General features: G+C 71.0%; 19 protein-coding genes. 12 read left to right on the top strand and 7 right to left on the bottom strand.

From position 1 onward, the window contains the following. Nucleotide 1 precedes the first annotated feature (1 nt). Nucleotides 2-949 carry a hypothetical protein gene (locus IPJ78_02040; GenBank protein ID MBK7905324.1) on the bottom strand — a complete coding sequence of 316 codons (948 nt, stop codon included), beginning with the start codon at nt 947-949 and terminating at the stop codon, nt 2-4. Between the two features lie 94 nt (nt 950-1,043). On the opposite strand from IPJ78_02040, the gene IPJ78_02035 reads away from it, so the two are divergent. The 5 genes from IPJ78_02035 to IPJ78_02015 all read left to right on the top strand — a co-directional run bounded on the left by IPJ78_02035 (nt 1,044) and on the right by IPJ78_02015 (nt 8,646). Then, nucleotides 1,044-1,928, top strand: coding sequence for a hypothetical protein (locus tag IPJ78_02035; GenBank protein MBK7905323.1), 885 nt, complete (start codon nt 1,044-1,046; stop codon nt 1,926-1,928). Between the two features lie 7 nt (nt 1,929-1,935). Further along, on the top strand, nt 1,936-3,894 hold the full coding sequence (locus IPJ78_02030) for an ATP-binding protein (GenBank protein ID MBK7905322.1): 1,959 nt from the start codon (nt 1,936-1,938) through the stop codon (nt 3,892-3,894). Between the two features lie 83 nt (nt 3,895-3,977). Further along, nucleotides 3,978-5,243, top strand: coding sequence for a DNA repair exonuclease (locus IPJ78_02025; protein MBK7905321.1), 1,266 nt, complete (start codon nt 3,978-3,980; stop codon nt 5,241-5,243). Continuing rightward, nucleotides 5,240-7,684, top strand: a complete 2,445-nt coding sequence (locus IPJ78_02020) for an SMC family ATPase (protein ID MBK7905320.1) — start codon at nt 5,240-5,242, stop codon at nt 7,682-7,684. Before IPJ78_02025 ends, IPJ78_02020 begins: the two co-directional genes overlap by 4 nt. Beyond that, a complete protein-coding gene (locus tag IPJ78_02015; GenBank protein MBK7905319.1) occupies nt 7,681-8,646 on the top strand; it encodes a GNAT family N-acetyltransferase in 966 nt (321 codons plus the stop codon). The genes IPJ78_02020 and IPJ78_02015 overlap by 4 nt, the downstream gene beginning before the upstream one ends. A 38-nt stretch (nt 8,647-8,684) precedes the next feature. Here IPJ78_02015 and IPJ78_02010 read toward each other — a convergent pair whose 3' ends face one another. Further along, on the bottom strand, nt 8,685-8,855 hold the full coding sequence (locus tag IPJ78_02010) for a hypothetical protein (GenBank protein ID MBK7905318.1): 171 nt from the start codon (nt 8,853-8,855) through the stop codon (nt 8,685-8,687). A 304-nt stretch (nt 8,856-9,159) separates the two neighbouring features. On the opposite strand from IPJ78_02010, the gene IPJ78_02005 reads away from it, so the two are divergent. Genes IPJ78_02005 through IPJ78_01995 form a run of 3 tightly spaced genes read left to right on the top strand, consistent with a single transcriptional unit; the run spans nt 9,160 to nt 10,946 of the window. After that, nucleotides 9,160-9,573 carry a 6-carboxytetrahydropterin synthase gene (locus tag IPJ78_02005; GenBank protein ID MBK7905317.1) on the top strand — a complete coding sequence of 138 codons (414 nt, stop codon included), beginning with the start codon at nt 9,160-9,162 and terminating at the stop codon, nt 9,571-9,573. 13 nt (nt 9,574-9,586) lie between these two features. Beyond that, nucleotides 9,587-10,219, top strand: coding sequence for a GTP cyclohydrolase I FolE (gene folE, locus IPJ78_02000; GenBank protein MBK7905316.1), 633 nt, complete (start codon nt 9,587-9,589; stop codon nt 10,217-10,219). A gap of 1 nt (nt 10,220) precedes the next feature. After that, nucleotides 10,221-10,946: an SDR family NAD(P)-dependent oxidoreductase gene (locus IPJ78_01995; GenBank protein MBK7905315.1), complete on the top strand. Its 726-nt coding sequence runs from the start codon at nt 10,221-10,223 to the stop codon at nt 10,944-10,946. On the opposite strand, the gene IPJ78_01990 is transcribed toward IPJ78_01995, so the two are convergent. Further along, nucleotides 10,894-11,349 carry a hypothetical protein gene (locus tag IPJ78_01990; GenBank protein ID MBK7905314.1) on the bottom strand — a complete coding sequence of 152 codons (456 nt, stop codon included), beginning with the start codon at nt 11,347-11,349 and terminating at the stop codon, nt 10,894-10,896. The genes IPJ78_01995 and IPJ78_01990 overlap by 53 nt on opposite strands. Nucleotides 11,350-11,480: 131 nt before the next feature. On the opposite strand from IPJ78_01990, the gene IPJ78_01985 reads away from it, so the two are divergent. Beyond that, complete coding sequence (locus tag IPJ78_01985; protein MBK7905313.1) at nt 11,481-12,320, top strand: hypothetical protein; 840 nt, start codon at nt 11,481-11,483, stop codon at nt 12,318-12,320. A 54-nt stretch (nt 12,321-12,374) separates the two neighbouring features. Next, nucleotides 12,375-13,043: a hypothetical protein gene (locus IPJ78_01980; protein MBK7905312.1), complete on the top strand. Its 669-nt coding sequence runs from the start codon at nt 12,375-12,377 to the stop codon at nt 13,041-13,043. A 32-nt stretch (nt 13,044-13,075) separates the two neighbouring features. Here the strand turns inward: IPJ78_01980 and IPJ78_01975 are convergent, their stop codons facing one another. Genes IPJ78_01975 through IPJ78_01960 form a run of 4 tightly spaced genes read right to left on the bottom strand, consistent with a single transcriptional unit; the run spans nt 13,076 to nt 16,955 of the window. After that, on the bottom strand, nt 13,076-14,896 hold the full coding sequence (locus IPJ78_01975) for a long-chain fatty acid--CoA ligase (protein ID MBK7905311.1): 1,821 nt from the start codon (nt 14,894-14,896) through the stop codon (nt 13,076-13,078). A gap of 25 nt (nt 14,897-14,921) precedes the next feature. Further along, nucleotides 14,922-15,734: a hypothetical protein gene (locus IPJ78_01970; GenBank protein ID MBK7905310.1), complete on the bottom strand. Its 813-nt coding sequence runs from the start codon at nt 15,732-15,734 to the stop codon at nt 14,922-14,924. After that, entirely contained in the window at nt 15,731-16,501 is a 771-nt protein-coding gene (locus IPJ78_01965; GenBank protein ID MBK7905309.1) for a ParA family protein, read from the bottom strand. Before IPJ78_01965 ends, IPJ78_01970 begins: the two co-directional genes overlap by 4 nt. Nucleotide 16,502: 1 nt before the next feature. Further along, complete coding sequence (locus IPJ78_01960; GenBank protein ID MBK7905308.1) at nt 16,503-16,955, bottom strand: tetratricopeptide repeat protein; 453 nt, start codon at nt 16,953-16,955, stop codon at nt 16,503-16,505. Nucleotides 16,956-17,085: 130 nt separating this feature from the next. Between IPJ78_01960 and IPJ78_01955 the strand changes: the two genes are divergently transcribed. Both IPJ78_01955 and IPJ78_01950 read left to right on the top strand, forming a co-directional pair. Continuing rightward, nucleotides 17,086-17,613: a phosphoribosyltransferase gene (locus IPJ78_01955; protein MBK7905307.1), complete on the top strand. Its 528-nt coding sequence runs from the start codon at nt 17,086-17,088 to the stop codon at nt 17,611-17,613. 105 nt (nt 17,614-17,718) lie between these two features. Then, entirely contained in the window at nt 17,719-18,075 is a 357-nt protein-coding gene (locus IPJ78_01950; protein MBK7905306.1) for a cupredoxin domain-containing protein, read from the top strand. Nucleotides 18,076-18,139: the final 64 nt, after the last annotated feature.

Raw genomic sequence — 18,139 nt, 5'->3', positions numbered from 1 at the left:
GTCAGTCGGGCTTCTTGGTGTCGAGGCACCAGTTCTGGCTCACGCGGAACACCAGGCGCCACTTCCCCTGCGCGTACTTGAGCACCGCGACCTCCGGGATGCCGGCGTAGCGCCATTCCTCGAGCAGGATCTCGTCGATCCCGTCGCCGTCCAGGTCGGCGTGGTTCACCAGGCGCTGGAAGTCGACGGTGCGTGCCTCGCCGCTCGAGACATGCTGATAGCTCGGCGTGTGGACCCCCGCCGAGTCCTCGGCGAGCGCCATCACCATCACCGTGTGGCCCGCGCCGGCGCCGGCATCGCCGCCGTTCGGGTCGATGTAGCTCGCGAAGAGTGTCCGGCCGCTCGGGCCGGCGCCGGTCGGGAGCCAGCGGGAGACGAAGTCCAGCGCCGCGATCTCCTCCTTCCCGATCTGCTTCGCCGCGGCGACGGTATTGGCGAGCGTCCGCCCCGGCGCCTCGGACTCGGTCGGCACGGCGCGCTGCGCCGGCGGCTGCTTGAGCGGCGTGGTGGAGGCGAGATACTCGACGCTCGCCTCGACGAACCCCTTCGCATCGAGCTTGCCGAGCGCCTGCGGGACGACCGCGGAGCAGGCCGGGAGCGAGTACAGCGCCCCCTCGTCGGTCCACATCCCCCGGACGATCTCCACCGTGCCCGACTCGGCGCCGTTGCGGTAGATCGGGAGCTTCTTCCCCTTGGCGAAGAAGAGGGAGTCGACCAACCGCCAGCCGTTCGCGTCGAGCGTGATCGGCGCCAGGTGCCCGCCGTCGGCGATGACGATCGGCACCAGCTTCGGCTCGTCCTTCGCGCCGAAGACCTGGAAGAGGATGGTGGACGTGGGCGTCACCGCGGTCTGCGGTGCGGCCGGGACGTCGGAGGCGGGCTGCTCCTGCGGCTTGTCGCATGCCGAGAGCAGGGCTAGGATGCTCGCGATGAGCACGGGTCGGCGCATAGGGCCAAGCTATGGCCCGTCCGAGGGGGCGGCAAGCGTTCGAGACGCCCTCCGTGCGCTGCGGGAGAGCGGGCTCGGCGCGAGCGCACCGACGATGACGCTCGAAGCCCAGCGGACCCCTGACGAATCGCCCCGGATCGAGGCGGCGGCGCCGCTCGAAGGGGACGGCGTCCGTGTGCGACCCCTTCCCGACGGACCGATCGAGGGGATCGTCGCCTTCCTCGACGGCATCCAGCGGTCGCGCGTCCTCGCGCACGCGGGGACGATCCCGGTGGTGCACGGAGCCGTCGCGGCCGCCGTTCGTGAACGCGTGGAGCGCCGCCCGCGCACCTGGGAGGCGCCGCGGATCTCGCAGGGACTCTATGCGCCGCTCGCGCGACTCGAGGCGGGGGTCGTGCGCCTCCTCGGCGCGTCCGTCCCGCTCCACGACACCGGCGAGCCGGAGCCCGATGCCCCGGGGATCCAGCATCCACAGGAGCACATCGCGCGCGCCCTCACGGCGGTGCAGCGCGCGCGCGAAGCGGCCGAACTCGCGCTCATCAGTGACTGGGTGCAGCGCGGTCACGGACCGCTCTTGGTGGACGGCGGGATCAGCAACAGCGCGGAAGGCGCGCGCAGCGATCGCGTGCTGGGCGTCGTGAAGTCGCACCGGACGCTCTACGCCGACGCCGCGGCGCTGCCGCTGGTGCTCGGCCTCCGCGAGGGGGAGCGCACGACGGCGGTGAGCCTCAGCTCGCCGCGCCGGCATCCGGTGGCCTCGTGGTACCTGCGCACGCGCGACGCGACGGGCCGCGGTCCGCTCTTCGGCCTCGTGCGCGTCGAGGTGGCGGTGACGGCCGACCTCACCGCGCGCGCCGACCTCGTCTCCCGCTGGCTGCTCGCCGAGCGCGCGCCCGTCGCGCTCCCCGATGCGCGATGGGACGTGATGGTCTACGGCGTCCGCGAGTGCGAGCAGTACCTTTCGGCCATCCTCAGATGAGCACCGCGTGAGCACACCAGTCCTCGGGCGCGTCGTCGCCACCGAACGTCGGCCCAACACGCCGCACGAGTTCCATTTCTGGACCGCGCTCGATGCGCCGGTCGGGATCGGGACGATCGTCGTGGTCGAGTCGGGGCGTCCCGTGAACGGCGTGCTGCCGCGCATCTACGGCGTGGTGACCGAGGGCTTCGGCTACACGGACCTGCAGACGCCGCTGCACGACGTCCTCGGCGCCGACGGTGATCCGGGCGCGAGCGCCCTCGCGCCGACCGAGCGCACCGAGATCCGCCTCTACACGGCCGCAGTGCTGCGGCAGGTCCCCGAGGAGCCGCTGCAGCCGGTGCCGATGGGGACGGTGCAGCTCGCGACGGAGGCGGACGTGCAGCTGGCGCTGCGCATGGACACCTATGTCGGCGGGAGTGCCGCGCGCGGGATCCCGGTGGGCGTCTATCGCGCCGGTGGCACCGAGGCGGCGATCCACCTCGACGCCGACTTCCTGCTCGGTCCCGAGGCGGCGCACCTGAGCATCTCCGGCGTCTCCGGGCTCGCGACCAAGACGAGCGCGGTGGAGTGGTTGCTCGCGAGCATCTTCGCGCACTGCCCGCCGTCGAAGGGGAAGGTCGCGGCGGTCTGCTTCAACGTGAAGGGACCCGATCTCTGTTTCCTCGACCAGCCCGCCTCGGCGCTCTCCGACGCGGACCGCGAGATGTACGCAACGCTCGGTGTGCCGGCCGAGCCGTTCGCGAACGTGCGCTACTACGCGCCCTGGAGCGCGAGGGGCCACCAGCTCGCGACGCTACGCTCGAACGACGCGTTGCAGGCGAACGTGGAACCGCTCACCTGGGGCCTGCGCGAGACGCTGCAGTACGCCGAGGTGCTGCTCAACAAGGACGACGTCGATGCGAAGGCCGATGCGCTGATCGACTTCATCAAGGAGCGGGTGCTCGACCAGCCGTTCACCGACCCGCTGCTCGAAGGTGCGCACGAGGTGCGTTCGTTCACGGAGCTGGAGCAGTGGTTCCGTGAGCTCCTGCGCGCGATGGAGGGCCGCAACGCCGACGTCTGGCGCACCCATCATGTCGCGACCATCCGGAAGGTGCGCAACCGGCTCACGAACATCTCGACGCGGTGCAAGGGCCTCGTCACCGACGACGGGATGGTGAGCGACCTCCCGTTCAAGGAGGGCTTCGAGGACCGCGCGGTGTACGTGGTGGACGTCGCGAACCTCGAGGAGGATGCGCAGGACCTCGTCTTCGCGCGCATCGTCTCGCAGTTGCGCGAGCACCTCGAGAAGCGGCAGCTCGGCGTGGATCAGGTGGTGGTGTTCGTCGACGAGCTCAACAAGTACGCGCCGGCCGACGGCCCGGACACGTACGTGCGCAAGATGCTGCTCGACATCGCCGAGCGCGGCCGATACCTCGGACTCGTGCTCTTCGGCGCGCAGCAGTTCCGGTCGCAGGTGCATCGGCGCGTGGTGGGGAATAGCGGGACCACCCTCTACGGCCGGATGGATCCAGACGAGCTCGCGACGCCCGGGTACCAGACGCTGGCCCCGGCCACCAAGGCGCGCCTCGCGACCCTCGAGAAGGGGCAGCTGATGGTGCGGCACCCGCACTTCGGACAGCCGATCTTCGTGCGCTTCCCGCGCCCTGCGGTCCTGACCGGGCGCGAGGGGGTGGAGCGGTTCCCGCAGGCCGAGGAGCAGACCCTCGAGCAGGCGGTGACCAAGTCGCTCCGTCGCCTCGACCCGTCGATCACCCTCGGCTGGATGCAGGACGTGCTCGCCCTCGCGGGGGACGATGAGGACGGCGTATTGCGGGCGCGGAACCGCACCCTCCAGGCGCGGCCCGATGACGTGAAGGCGTTCTTCAAGGCGCAGCTGCGGAAGCGTGCGACGCCAGAGGTGTCCGGGCGGCGCGGGCCGCCGGCGCTGCGCGTACCGGCGTCGGATGATCCGTACGGCTGACGGGGCAGCGAAGGCGGCACGTCGGTCGCGCTCCTGCCGTCTCCATTCTCTCCTCTGCCCTCTGCCCGTACATTTCCCCGGGCGTGCGCCTCGTCCACCTCTCCGACCTGCATCTCGGCTTCCGGCAGTTCCAGCGGCAGACGCCCGCAGGCATCAACCAGCGCGAAGCTGACGTCGCGCTGGCGTTCGCCCGCGCGGTGGACAAGCTCATCCAACTCGCGCCGGACGTGATCCTCATCGGCGGGGACGTGTTCCATACCGTCCGCCCGACCAACACCGCGATCCTGCACGCCTTCCGCCAGTTCTCGCGGCTCGTTGACGCATTGCCCGAGACGCATGTCATCGTCGTCGCCGGCAACCACGACATGCCGCGCTCGACGGAGACGATCTGCATCCTGCGCCTCTTCGAGCAGGGCTTCGTCGCGCGACACGGGGAGGAGCGTACCGGCGGCGACGGCGCCACGGATGCCGGTGCGGTCACGCTCCCGGCGCTGCCCATCTACGTGGCGGACCGCGACGCGCGGCGGCTCAGCTTCCCGCACCTCGGGCTCTCGGTGCTCGCCGTGCCCGACCTCCCGCCGGGCACCGTCGAGCTCACGCCCGACCCCGCCGCGCGCTACAACGTGCTCCTCATGCACGGCGAGGTGAAGGGGGCGCTGCCCGCCGCCGACGACTCGGACCGCGCGGCGATGCAGATCCCGCTCGAGGAGGTCACCCGCACGGGCTGGGACTACGTGGCCCTCGGGCACTACCACGTCTACAAGCGCATCGCCGACCACGTCTACTACTCTGGCTCGCTGGAGTACACGAGCTCCAATCCCTGGGGCGAGCTCGCCGAGGAGCGCTCGGCGAAGCTCCCGGGCAAGGGGATGATCGAGCGCGACCTCGCGACGGGGAAGCAGACGTTCCATCCGCTCGCGCCGAGCCGGCCGGTGCTCGACCTGCCGCCGGTGGAGGGGCGCGGAATGAGTGCGGCCGACCTCGATGCGGCGATCCAGTCGGCGGTCGCGCGGATCGCGGGCGGCATCGAGGGCAAGGTGGTGCGCCTCGTCGCGAAGAACGTGCCGCGGCACATCGCGCGCGAACTCGACCACAAGGCGCTGCGCGAGCTGCAACGCAAGGCGCTGCACTTCCACCTCGACATGCGGCGTCCGGAGATGGTGCGGCGGGAGTCGTCGGGGTCTCCCGGGCGCCGCCCCTCGCTGGCCGAGACGCTCCGTGAGGCATTGCGCACGCGCGCCGTCGCGACCGGCGTGGAGCGCGACGAACTCGTCGCGCTCGGCCTCCGCTATCTCGAGGCGGCGGAGATGGCCGAGCCCGCACGCGAGATCCCGGGGAGCGACGGATGAGGCTCACCCGCCTCCGGCTCGTGAACTTCCGCCAGCACGCGGAGTCGGACATCGCGTTCGACACCGGGCTCACGGGGATCATCGGCCCGAATGGCGCCGGCAAGTCGACGATCCTCGAGGCGATCGCGTGGGCCCTCTACGGTGGCAACACGCTGCGCGGCGGGAACGAGACGCTGCGTTTCCATCGCGCCGGGCCCCGTGCCCCGGTCCGGGTGGAACTCGAGTTCGAGCTCTCCGGGCATCGGTACCGCGTGGTGCGCGGCCTCTCGATGGCCGAGCTCTATCTCGATGGTGGAGCGGATCCGATCGCCAACTCGGTCACCGCGGTCGCCGAGATGCTGCAGCGGCGCATCGGCATGACGCGCAACGAGTTCTTCAACACGTACTTCACGGGCCAGAAGGATCTCGCCGTGATGAACGCGCTCACCGCGAGCGAGCGCGCGCAGTTCCTCTCGCGCGTGCTCGGCTACGAGCGGCTGCGTGTGGCGCAGGAACTCTGCAATGCCCGGCGGAAGGAACTCGCGAGCGAGATCGCCGGCCTCCGGTCGGGGATGCCGGACCGAGACGTGATCGACGCGCAGGAGCGCGAGGCCAAGTTGACGCTCTCCGCGGCACAGCGTGCGTCGGCCGACGCGGAGCGGGCGGAGACGGACACGAAGCTCGCACTGGAGACGGTGGCGCCGCGGTGGCTCGCCGCGCAGACGGGCCGCGACGAGCGGCAGCGGCTGGAGAACGAGGTCGCCGCGGTCGACGGCGAGGCCCTCGCGCTCACGCGCGCCGAGGAGCGGCTCGCGCAGGAGCTCGCGCAGGTCGAGGAGGCCCGACTCGCGCTCGCGCCGTTGCTCCCGGACCTCGCGGCCTTCGATCGCGCGCAGGCGGACCTCGAGGCGATGCGCGCCTTGGCGATGCAGGACGGTCGGCGACGCGCGTTGCTCGAATCGCAGGTCGCGCTGACGGCGGAGGTGCAGGCGCTCGGTGAGCAGCGCGACCGGCTCGCCGTCGCGCCGCAGCTCGAGGAGGAGGCGACGCTGGAGCTCGAGGAGCGCCGGCGCGCCCTCGAGGACGCGCAAGGGAAGCTGGAGGCGCGACGCACCGACTGGGTGCGCGACCGTCAGGAGGTCGACACGCGACTCCGGGCGCTGCGCGGGCAGTACGCGGAGTTGCGCGACCAGCGCGACAAGCTGCTCCAGCTCGGCGAGGAAGGGGCATGCCCCACCTGCACGCGTCCGCTCGGCGAGCACTTCCGCAACGTGCTCGACGTGATCGAACGGCAGATGGAGACCGTCGAGGCCGACGGCGCGTACTTCCGGTCGCGCCTGGAGCAGCTCGATGCGATGCCGGCCGACATCGCGCACCTGGACGAGACGCGCAAGAAGCTGCAGGGGGAGGTCGGGCAGCTCGAGCGGAAGCTCGCGAAGGTGCAGGCCGCGGTCGCCCAGCTCGCGCAGGTGGAACGGGAGCTCAAGGCGAAGAGCGCGCGCCTCGAGGCCGCGACGACCGAGCTCGCGGCGATCCCCGGCGGCTACGACGAGCCGCGCCATCGCGCCCTCGAGTCGGAGCAGGTGCGACTCGCCGAGTCCACCACGCTCGCCAATCGCCTCTCCACGCGGATCGAGCGCGAGCCGGCGCTCCGTCGCGAACAGGAGACGCTCGCCCGACAGCGGGCCGCGCTCACCGCGCGACGCGCGGTGGCCGATGCCCGGCTCGCGACGCTGCGATACCCGGAGGAGGAGTACGCCGAGTTGCGCCGATTGCATGATGAGGTGGCCGCGGCGTACGCGGAGGCGTCGCGGACCGCGGCCGGCGCGCGCGCCGGCCGCGACATCGCCGTCGAATCCGCGCGGCGCGCCGCCGAGGCGCGCGCCGAGCACGACCGGCTCGCCGAGCGCGTGCAGGACCTCGAGCGCGACCGCCGCCTGCACGACGAGCTGCATCGTGCCTACTCGGACCTGCGGACCGACCTCAACTTCCAGCTGCGCCCGGAGGTCTCCGAGATCGCGTCGAACTTCCTCACCGAGCTCACGGACGCGCGCTACACGGAGCTCGAGCTCGACGACAAGTATCGCCTCCTCGTGCTGGAGGAGGGCGTGCCGAAGCCGGTGATCTCGGGGGGCGAGGAGGACATCGCCAACCTCGTGCTCCGCCTCGCGATCTCGCAGATGATCGCGGACCGCGCGGGGCAGGCCTTCTCGCTGCTGGTGCTCGACGAGGTGTTCGGGTCGCTCGACGAGGTCCGGCGCCAGAACGTGCTGACGCTGCTCCGCGGCTTGCACGACCGCTTCGAGCAGGTCATCGTCATCACGCACATCGAAGGGGTGCGCGACGGGCTCGACCGCGTCATCTCGGTCGGGTTCGACGAACGGAGCGGGGCGGCCGTCGTGACGACGCCCGATCCCGCCAGGGGCGACGACGCCCTCCTCACCGCCGGGAGCGCCGCATGACCGACGTCGCACAGCGCATCACCGGACCGTTCCCCATCCGCGGCGATGACCTCGGTGGTCTCAACGTCCTCTTCAGCGACGCCTTCAGCGAACGCTATCGCCGGGACGGGATGGCCGGCGTGCGCGTGCCGCCGCTCAACCCGGCGATCTGGCGCTTCGCGATCGAGGGCGCCGGTGACGGCGCCATGCTCTGGCGCGACGGCCTCGGCCGCATCGCCGCGTTCAACATCGCGCACGCGTCGGGCACCGAGGGATGGATGGGGCCGCTCGCGGTGCGCGAGGACCTCCAGGGACGCGGGCTCGGTCGCACGATCGTGCGGGCCGGCATCGAGCGCCTGCGCGCCGCCGGGTGCACGGTCATCGGGCTCGAGACGATGCCGCGCACGATGGACAACATCGGGTTCTACGCCGGGCTCGGGTTCACCCCCGGCCGGCTGACCCTGACCCTCACCGTCGAGGCGACGCCGCTCACCGACCAGCGGCCACCGCTCCTCGGTGCACACGCCCTCGGCGAGCGCGCGGCGGTGATCGCCGAGTGCCTCACCCTCACGCGCGCCGTGCGGCCGGGGGTCGACTTCACGCGCGAGATCGAGCTCACGCTCCGGTACGGCATCGGTGACGTCGTCCTGCTGCGGAACGACGCCGGCCTCCTCGAGGGTTTCGCGCTCTTCCACGACGTGCCGCTCGTCGAGGGACGCATGAAGGAGGAGATCCGCGTGCTCAAGTGCGTGCTCGCCGAGGAGTCGATGATGGCGCGGATGGCGGAGGCGCTCGCGGCGCAGGCGCGGCGCAGCGGGGCGCTCCGGTGCGCGATCCGGGCTCAGGGGGAGTACACGACGGCGTTCCGCTCGCTCATCGCGCGCGGGGCACGGGTGCGATGGACCGACCTGCGGATGAGCCTGGGCGGCTTCGAGGAGCGGCCGCCGGTGCACGGCCTGGTGCTGTCCAACTGGGAGATCTGACGGCGCGGCGGTGACGCGGCGCCCTCAGGGCCCCGGTCTCACTTCGCGCGACGCGCCCGCTCCGCCCGCTTGACCGCGGCGAGCACGATGCAGAAGACGCCGAGCGTGAGCAGGCCGTGGATCAGGCCCGGCGCGTCGAACGCGAAGGTGCCCGCCGCCCAGAGGGCGAGCATGGCGATTCCGGCGATGGTGAGCAGGTCCACGGTCAAGGGGTCAGGGTCGTTGACCTTGAAAGTAACGCGCCCTACATTCGGACGCAGTAGCGATCGGGACGGAGAGAAGCACTTCTTGAGCCGATAAGTCCTCCGAAGCGGATCCGATATCTCTGTCGACGCCATGCCCGGACGCCGGGAAGACGGAAGCAGGGTGAGGGCCTCAGCATTCGACAGGGCTTCAAGAACCCCTCTCTGCTCCCACTCCTTGCCGAGGCCCCGTCCCCCAGGGACGGGGCTTCGGTCTTTTCCCCCTGACGGGTTTGCGGAACAGTCGACCCCTCCTCAGGATTCAGTCAGGATGCCAATCGTCTCGATCACCCGGATCGTTCGCTTCAATGCCGCGCATCGCGTCTACAATCCCGCCTGGGACGACGAGCGCAATCGGCGCACGTTCGGCAAGTGCAACAATCCGAACTGGCACGGTCATAACTATGTCCTGGAACTGACCGTCGAGGGTGAGGTGGACCCCGAGACGGGGTTCGTCGTGAACCTCCGGGACGTGAAGGCGGTCGCGGAGCGGGAGATCGTGGACGTCGTCGACCACAAGAACCTGAATCTCGACGTCCCGTTCATGCAGGGAACCATTCCGTCCACCGAGAACCTTGTACTCGCATGCTGGCGCGTCCTCGCGCCCGCCGTCGCGCCCGCGCGACTCGCGAAGCTCAAGCTCTGGGAGACGGAGAACCAGTATGTCGAGTACGACGGCCGCTGAGGCGGCGCATCCTATGGCGAAGCCCATCTCGGGAAGTGACCAGTTCGAGGCCGATCCGCCGATCCGCGGCGACCGCATGCTGGAGTTCGAGAACATCATCCGGCGCGAGTTGGAGATCATCGGCGAGGACCCGCATCGCGAGGGGCTGCTCAAGACACCGGAGCGCGTGGCGAAGTCGATGAGCTGGCTCACGCGCGGCTACGCGATGGACGTCGCCGACGTCGTCGGCGACGCGGTCTTCGAGGAGGAGCACGCCTCGATGGTGATGGTGCGCGACATCGAGCTCTACTCGATGTGCGAGCACCACATGCTGCCCTTCTTCGGACGGGCGCACGTGGCCTACATCCCGAACGGCAAGATCGTCGGGCTCTCCAAGCTCCCGCGCATCGTCGAGGTCTTCGCGCGCCGCCTGCAGGTGCAGGAGCGGCTCACCGAGCAGGTCGCCCAGGCGATCCAGGACGTGCTCCAGCCGGCCGGCGTGGGCGTCGTGATCGAGTGCGAGCATCTCTGCATGATGATGCGCGGGGTGGAGAAGCAGTCGTCGCGCACCATCACCTCCGCGCTGCGCGGGTCGTTCAAGGACGACGCGAAGACGCGCGACGAGTTCCTGAGCCTCGCCTACGGTTCGTCCGTCGGACGGCGTTGACGTGACCGCGCCGCTCCCGCTCGCCGGCCGGACCGCGCTCGTCACGGGCGCGTCGCGCGGGATCGGCGAGGCGTGCGCGCGCGCGCTCGGCGCGGCGGGGGCGCGTTGCGTGCTGGTCTCGCGGCGTGACGGGCCCTTGCAGGTCATCGCGCGCGAGATCGGGCATGGCGCGGTCGGGCTGCCCGGCGACCTCGCCGAGCCCACGGCGGCGCAGCGGGTCGCTGAGGCGGCGCAGCAGGTCCTGGGCGCCGCCCCCGACATCCTCGTGCACGCCGCCGGGAGCTTCCCCATGTCGGCCATGGAAGCGGTGGGTGACGCCGAGCTGGACCGCGCGCTCGCCCTCAACGTCGCGGCTCCGCTCCGCCTGACGCGCGCGCTCCTCCCCGCGATGCGCGCGCGCGCCGCGGGGCATGTGGTCACGATCGGGTCGGTGGCCGACCGCAACATCTTCCCGTCCAACGCCGCCTATGCCGCCTCCAAGCACGCGGTGCGGGCCGTGCACGAGACGCTCCGCGCCGAGACGCGCGGGACCGGGATCCGCGCGTCGTTGATCTCACCGTCGGCGACCGACACGGCGATCTGGGACCCGCACGAGCCGGATACCACGGCGCACCTGCCCTCGCGGCACGAGATGCTGCGCGCCGAGGACATCGCCGACGCGGTGCTGTGGGCGGTCACCCGACCGGCGCACGTCGACGTCGAGGAGCTGCGGATCGCGCGGAGCTGAGCGAACGCGGGAGGCCCGCGGTGCCACGGACATCGGGCTCTGACGCGTGTTCCTCCAGCTGGCACCGCGCGACCATCTCGCGCAGCTCCACGGATCGCGCGGCCAGTTGGTTGGCCGCCGCCTCTTCCTCCTCCGCCGCGGCCGACTGCTGCGCGACCGACTGCGGCGCGATCGCACGCACGGCGTCCACCGACTGATCCACCTGTCCGATCTCGTGGCTCTGCCGTTGTGCCGCCTCGGCGATGCCGGCGGTGATGCTGGGGATCGCCGCGACATGCTCGGCGATCCATGTGGGTCGAGTGGTCGGCAGATGGCCCTGTTCGACGTCGGCCCGGGTGCGCTCGAGCGGAGGGAGGGATCGAGGCGCGGGTGTGGGTGAGGGGTCGTCGCGGAGTATCGGCACTGCTCCACCTCCCGTGACTCCCGGGACCTCACCCGATCCGTCACGACCTGACGGCGCGCTCAAGCGGAGGGTGGACCGGCCGACCCTGAGAGGACCGACAGCATCCGTCCCTCCCTCCGGCCCGATCCGCCATGACCATCCGCCGCCTCGCCCTCGCCGCCCTCGCCCTGCTGTTCCCTGCCGCGGCCGCCAACGCCCAGGCGGAGATCGCCGTCTCGGTGGGGTTCAACTCGCAGTACCAGTGGCGCGGCCTCACGACCACCAATCGCGGCGTCGTGCAGCCGGACCTCGCCGTCTCGTTCCCGGCGGGGCAGGGGAGCCTGACCTTCGGTGCATGGGCGAATCTCGAGGGCGGCCGGTACGACGATGCGCAGCGACACATCAGCGAGAACGGTGGCCAGCGCCCGGGGCTCGCGGAGTACGACCTCCGCATCGAAGGGGCGCGCGAGTTCGGTCGTTTCGGCGTCACGATCGGCGCCTCCACCTATAGCTATCCGAACCGGCTCGGCACGACCGGCGCGTCCAACACCGTCGAGGCGTACGCGCGGGTCGCGCTCGACGCGCCGCTCGCGCCGTCGGTCGCGGTCTGGCAGGATGTGCAGAAGGTGCGCGGTGCCTACGCCGAGTTCGGGGTGTCGCACGAGCTCGGGCCGGTCGCGCTTGGAGCGATCGGCGGATGGAACCTCGGGCAGTCCCCCGGCGATGGCGGCGCCCTCGGCTACTTCGCCCGGCATGGCCTCACGCATGTGGACGTGAGCGCGTCGACGCAGTGGTCGGTGGGCACGATGTCTGTGGTGCCAGCGGTGCACGTGCTCTTCGGGGTCGATCCGAACGCCTTCGTGGCCTCGCCCAACGCCTCGCGCGGGGCGAAGCTCTGGTTCGGGACGTCGATCGGGTGGTCCGGCCGCGCCGCGTCGCGGGTGCAGCGCATCGCCGACGCGACCGAGGAAGAGGCGCAGGAGAAGCGCTGATCGGGCGCAGGACACGCTTGCCCGGAGCGTCCGCGGGCGGCGATCCTTCGCCCCATGCGACTCGATCTCGCCGAACGGCTCCGCTGTCCGGGCGCGCACGCGCCGACGCCGCTCATCGTGCTCGCCCGCGAGACCCGGGATCGGGAACTGCGGGCGGGCTTCGCCGGCTGTCCGGTCTGCCACATGGAGGTCCCGTTCGTCGAGGGCCAGCTGCGCTTCACGGCGTCGCCGCCCGCCGCCGACGTCGGCGAAGGGTCTGCGGGCGACGCGGCGACGACCGCGCCGCTGCCTGATCTCGAGCGCGTGATCCCCCTGCTCGGGCTGGGTGATCCGAGCGGTACGGTGCTGCTGGCCGGTCGATACGCCGCGCTCGCCGCGCCACTCGCCGCGGCGACGGGCGTGAGCGCCATCGTGCTGCATGGCGACCCGGCGCCGCCGGCCGACGACCTGGTCTGCGCGGTCCTCGGCGCCCCGGCGACGATCCCGTTCACCGACGGCACGTTCCGCGGCGCGGCGATCGACGCGTCGCTCCCCTCCGCGCTCCTCGCAGACCTGCCGCGCGTGATCGTGAACGGCGGCCGGGTCGTCGCGGCCGCGTCCGTCGTGGCGCCGCCGGGACTCGATGAACTCGCGCGCGACGACCGCGAGTGGGTCGCCGCGCGCGAGGTGACCGGCGCGATCGTCGAGCTGGGGAGAGGCCGACGGCTCGATGTGGAGGGATGACCGCGCGATGGAGCGCGCGCATCCCTCCGCCTTCAGCCTTCCTCTCCCGCGTAGAGCCCATCGATGAGCGACTTGTAGCTCGCATCGATCACCTTCCGCTTCACGCTGAGCTTCGGCGTCAGCTCCCCGCGTTCGATCGAGAAGTCGTGCTCCAGCAGGCCGATCTTCTTGGGCGATTCGAAGCTCGCGAGCCCCTCGATCGTGCTGCGCACCTCCTTGTCCATCTTCGCGCGGATGGTCGGCATCTCGAGCAACTGCCGGCGCTCGGTCCAGATGATGTTCTTCAGCGCGGCCCACTTCTCCAGGTTGTCCCAGTTCGGCACGACGAGCACGATCGGATACTTCCGCTTGTCGCCGATCATCACCGCCTGCGACACGTACTTGCTCATCTTGATGCGGTTCTCGATCGGCTGCGGCGCGATGTTCTTGCCGCCCGCGGTCACGATGATGTCCTTCTTGCGGTCGGTGATGCGCAGGAAGCCATCCTCGAGCACGCCGATGTCCCCCGTGTGGAACCAGCCGTCGGCGTCGATCGCTTCGGCGGTGGCGTCGGGGCGGTTGTAGTAGCCCTGCATGACGTGCGGGCCCTTGGTCAGGATCTCGCCGTCCTCGGCGATGCGGATCTCGACGCCGGCGACCGCCTTGCCCACCGAGCCGATGCGGAACGCATCCGGGCTGTTCACCGCGATCACGGGTGACGTCTCGGTGAGGCCGTAGCCCTCGAGGATCGTGAGTCCGGCGGCATAGAAGAACTTGTTGATCGACGGCGCGAGCGGCGCGCCGCCGGAGACGAAATAGCGGAGCCGGCCGCCGGTGCGCTCCTTGAGCTTGCTGAACACGAGCTTCTGTGCGAGGCCGTACTGCCAGGCGAGGAATCCGCCCGGCTGGCGTCCCGCGAGCGTCTCATCCGCCCAGCGGTCAGCGACGCCGCGCGCCCAGTGGAAGATGCGCGCCTTGAGCGCCCCGCCGGAGACGGCGTTCTCGATCACGCGGGCGTACATCTTCTCGAACAGGCGCGGCACCGACATCGCGAAGTGCGGTCGCACCTCCGAGAGGTTGAACGGCACCGTGTCGATGCTCTCCGCGTAGGCGATGCTCACGCCGCACGAGAAGAACAGGTAGTCGCCCATCCGCTCGAAGATGTGCGAGAGCGGCAGGAAGCTCAGCGCGACCTCGCCGGCCACGAGCGGCACCTTCTGCTGCGAGGCGCGGACGTTCGACGCGATGTTGTCGTGCGTGAGCATCACGCCCTTCGGGAGGCCGGTCGTGCCGGAGGTGTAGATGAGCGTCGCGAGGTCGTTCGGCTGGACGGCGAGTGCCCCTGCCTTCCATTCCGACGCCTTCGACGGCGAGTCGAGCGCCGCCCCCTTCGCCTCGAGCTCCGCGATCGTCAGGTCCGCCCCGGCGACCTTGGGCTCCGCGAAGCAGACGATGGTGCGCACCGTCTTGAACTGCGCGCGCACCGACGCCGCCTTCTCCGCCTGCTGGGCACTCGACACGAAGAGCACGACCGCGCCCGAGTCGTTGAGCGGATGCACGATCTGGTCGGCGGGGAGCGTCGGATAGATCGGCACGTCGGTCATCCCGCCGCCGAGGCAGGCCCAGTCGGCGATCGCCCACTCGGGACGGTTCTCCGACATGATCCCGATGCGGTCGCCGCGCTGGACGCCGAGGGCGGTGAGCCCGAGCGAGAGGCATCGCGCGCGTCGCAGCACGTCGGCGTGCGAGAGGGGCGTGTACTTGCCGTCCTTCTTGTACTGGTACGCGTTGGGCAGCGCGTGGCGCTCGACGGCGTCGAAGAAGATCGCGGTCAGCGTGGTCGGCGCGGGGCGGGGTCCACCGGAAGCGTGCATGGGAGTCCGGCTCGGGCTGGGGGGATCAGGGCGCGGCGGGGGGGGCGATGCGGACGACGAAGCGGACCGGGCTGCCCGGCACGCGCACGCCGTGGAGTCGTACGTCGGCGAGGACCACGAAGCTGTCGACGGCGACCGTCAGGCGGTTCGCGAAGACCCGCAAGCGTCGGCTCGCGCTGCCGTCGGCGGCGGTGGTGTCCGTGCTGCGCCGCGCCCCGTTCGCGGTCTGCAACGCGACGAGCGTCGTGTCGGTCACGCCGAGCGTGTCGGTGCCGTGGACGGTGGTCCATCGCACCAACCAGCCGCCGACGGCGGGGCCGACGCCGACGGTGTCGCGGCTCACGAGCGAGACGCGCAGCTCCGGACTGATGTTCGTCGCCGCGACATCGGGGATCACGTACGAGAGCGAGAGCGCGGTGGCGCCCGACGTGAGGAGCGAGTCCGGCCGGCGCGTGACGCGCACCGTGCGGTCGTCGGTCTGGAGTCCGTTGAAGGAGGCGACCAGGCGCACGGTGCCGTCGCGTCGGGTGGTCGCGCGCAGGAAGCCGTCGGCGTCGATGGTGACGCCGGTGTCGAGCGTGAGATAGGTGAAGGCGGCCCCGGTGATCTCGCGGCCCCCTGCGTCGAACGCGCTCGCGCGAAGCGGCGCGGCCGCGCCGAGCGAGTCGCGCATCGTGTCTCCGGCGATGAGCGCCGGGTACGGGATGCGGTCGAAGGCGATGTACGACACCTCGTCCAGCCCGGTCCCGAGGTCGGCGCAGGCGACGGCGATGCCGAGCGCCGCGCACGCGGCGAGCACCGCACGGCGACCGGCCCGACGACGGTGCGGACGGATCACAGACCGAGCCGTTCGGCGAGTCGTGTCGCGAGGTTCACGTACGCCTGCGACGCGGGATCGGAGGCCGCGCGCACCACCGCCGGCTGCCCGGCCGCGAACGCCTCGGCGACCGCATGGCTCCGCGGCACGACGATGTCCATCATCAGGTGCGCCGGGACCTTCTCGCGGATGTAGTTCGCGGTCGTCTCGCACGCCGGATTCCCCTCCTCGTACATCGTCAGGAGGATGCCGTCGAAGACGAGTCGTTCGTGGGTGCTCACGATGTCCTGTACCCCGCGGAGGATCTGCGGGGTCGTCTGCAGCGCGAGCGGCTCGGCCTGGAGCGGGATCAGCACACGGTCCGAGGCGGCGAGCGTAGCGCGCGTGACGGGACCGAGGCCCGGTGGCGTGTCCACGACCACGATGTCACAGCGTTCGGCGGCCGCGCCGAGCATCTTCGACAGGAGATCGGACGACGCGATCTGCTCACCGTAGCGCGTGTGGTCCGCCTCGTCGGTGACGCTGCCCGCGAGCATCACGCGGAGCCAGGGGAGCATCGTCGGGAGGAGCACGTCGCGCAGTTCGCGCTCGCCCGAGAGGTAGTCGGCGAAGCCGTACGTCGGGTGGCCGCGGCGGAGGCCGGCGCCGAAGCGCACCGAGCCCTGCGGGTCCACGTCGACGAGCAGCGTCTTGAGGCCGCGGCGCGCGAACGCGGCGGCGAGGTTCACGGCGGTCGTCGTCTTGCCGACGCCGCCCTTCTGGCTCACGATCGCGAGGACGGTCCCCACGTCACTCCCCGGCTTGAGGCGCGATCCCGTCGGGAGCGCGCAGTTGATCGAGCGTGCCCTGCGCATGCGCCACCCAGCGCGCCGCGTCGGGTCCTTCGGGCGGATGCGCGAGGAACGCCGACAGGTGCTTGATCGCACCGGTCGCGTCGCCGCGCTTGATGAGCAGGAACGCGAGCCCGTAGTGGGACCCGCCGAGCGATGGGTCGATCTCGAGCGCCTTGCGATAGGCGCGGATGGCCTCCTCCACGCGCCCGATCTTCGTGAGCGCGATCGCCATGTTCTGGAGGATCTTCAGGTCGTTCGGGCGCTCGCGCAACGCGAGGCGATAGCTCGTCACGGCGGCGTCGAAGTCGCCCTGACGCTCCAAGACCAGCGCCTCGTTCAAGTAGTCGAGACGCTGCCGGTTCTGTTGGGACTCGGAGCGGCCGCCGAAGAGGCGGTCCCAGAATGACATGGCTGGCGTATCGGGAGAGGCGGGTATCCCGCACAAGCTATAGATGGGCGGGACCCCCAGCAACCGCATTCCGTCCGCCGGAGCACCCCCCTAGGTTGCGTGCATACCCCATCCCGCCCGAGGCCTCCCGATGCCGCCCCGCAAGAGTCCGCCGATCCCCGTCCGCGAGACCATGCACGTGGACTGGCCCCTCTTCGGCGAGCTCTCCCGGGCGCTGGCCCTGAAGGTGTCCAAGGATTTCGATCCCGAGCTCGTCGTCGGCGTCGCGACCGCCGGCGTCGTCCCGGGTGCGGTGGTGGCCGCGATGCTTGACCGGCCGTTCCACTCGATCATCGTCAGCCGCCGCTTCCGCGCCGAGACCGTGCGCGACACCCCCGCGGTGCTCTCGGCGGCCCCCGCCGACGTCCTCGGCCGTCGCGTCCTCATCGTCGACGAGACCTGCAACGCCGGCGACACGATGCGGCTCGCGCGCGCCGCGATCATCAACGCCGGCGCGGCCGAGGTGCGCACGGCGGTGTCGTTCCGGACCGGCAGCTACAAGCCGGATTTCCATGCGCTCGAGACCGAGAGCATGATCGTGCTGCCCTGGGACCGGGAGACGATCGTGGACGGGCAACTCCGGAAGAACCCGAAGTACGAGGATGGTGGCCGGTACTGACGGACGGGGTCGCCTCGTCACGCCGAAGCCTCTGCCGGGGTAGGATGAGGGCCGGACGCCGCGCGGCGTCCGGCCCTCGCTGTCACCCCCACTGCCGGAGATCCGATGCTCGCTGGTTCCCTCGCTGCCCTGCGCCGCCGCCTCGTGCGCGGGATCGGCCTCGCCGCGCTCGCCCTTACCGCGTCCTGCAGCAGCGACGAGGCCACCGGCCCCGTGCCCGCGGACGAGGTGAGTGTCCGCAACAACTCGTTCTCGCCGGCCACCCGCACCGTCGCCGTCGGCACCACGGTGACGTTCCGCTGGAGCCCTTCGGCGAACACCCACAACGTCACCTTCGCCGACGGCCCGACCTCGCCCGACCAGTCGAGCGGGACCTACACGCGCACCTTCGCGGCGGCCGGCAACTTCCCGTACCAGTGCTCGCTGCACGCGGGGATGACCGGGACGATCACCGTCAACTGAACAGTGGTCGAACGTTCACGGGGGGCGCGGCCTTCGGCCGCGCCCCCCGTTTCGATCATCCTGG

This window comes from Gemmatimonadota bacterium (genome assembly GCA_016714015.1).
GTDB lineage: Bacteria > Gemmatimonadota > Gemmatimonadetes > Gemmatimonadales > Gemmatimonadaceae > Pseudogemmatithrix.
Note: the sequence above shows the minus strand (reverse complement) of the source record. Positions and strands in the feature narration are given on the sequence as shown.

Bases quoted from the DNA above. Each gene is read 5' to 3' on its own strand.
- IPJ78_02040 (MBK7905324.1), bottom strand. From the start codon at position 949: ATGCGCCGACCCGTGCTCATCGCGAGCATCCTAGCCCTGCTCTCGGCA.
- IPJ78_02020 (MBK7905320.1), top strand. From the start codon at position 5,240: ATGAGGCTCACCCGCCTCCGGCTCGTGAACTTCCGCCAGCACGCGGAG.
- IPJ78_01960 (MBK7905308.1), bottom strand. From the start codon at position 16,955: ATGTCATTCTGGGACCGCCTCTTCGGCGGCCGCTCCGAGTCCCAACAG.
- IPJ78_02035 (MBK7905323.1), top strand. From the start codon at position 1,044: ATGACGCTCGAAGCCCAGCGGACCCCTGACGAATCGCCCCGGATCGAG.
- IPJ78_01985 (MBK7905313.1), top strand. From the start codon at position 11,481: ATGACCATCCGCCGCCTCGCCCTCGCCGCCCTCGCCCTGCTGTTCCCT.
- IPJ78_02015 (MBK7905319.1), top strand. From the start codon at position 7,681: ATGACCGACGTCGCACAGCGCATCACCGGACCGTTCCCCATCCGCGGC.
- IPJ78_01975 (MBK7905311.1), bottom strand. From the start codon at position 14,896: ATGCACGCTTCCGGTGGACCCCGCCCCGCGCCGACCACGCTGACCGCG.
- IPJ78_01950 (MBK7905306.1), top strand. From the start codon at position 17,719: ATGCTCGCTGGTTCCCTCGCTGCCCTGCGCCGCCGCCTCGTGCGCGGG.
- IPJ78_01980 (MBK7905312.1), top strand. From the start codon at position 12,375: ATGCGACTCGATCTCGCCGAACGGCTCCGCTGTCCGGGCGCGCACGCG.
- IPJ78_01955 (MBK7905307.1), top strand. From the start codon at position 17,086: ATGCCGCCCCGCAAGAGTCCGCCGATCCCCGTCCGCGAGACCATGCAC.
- IPJ78_02005 (MBK7905317.1), top strand. From the start codon at position 9,160: ATGCCAATCGTCTCGATCACCCGGATCGTTCGCTTCAATGCCGCGCAT.
- folE (MBK7905316.1), top strand. From the start codon at position 9,587: ATGGCGAAGCCCATCTCGGGAAGTGACCAGTTCGAGGCCGATCCGCCG.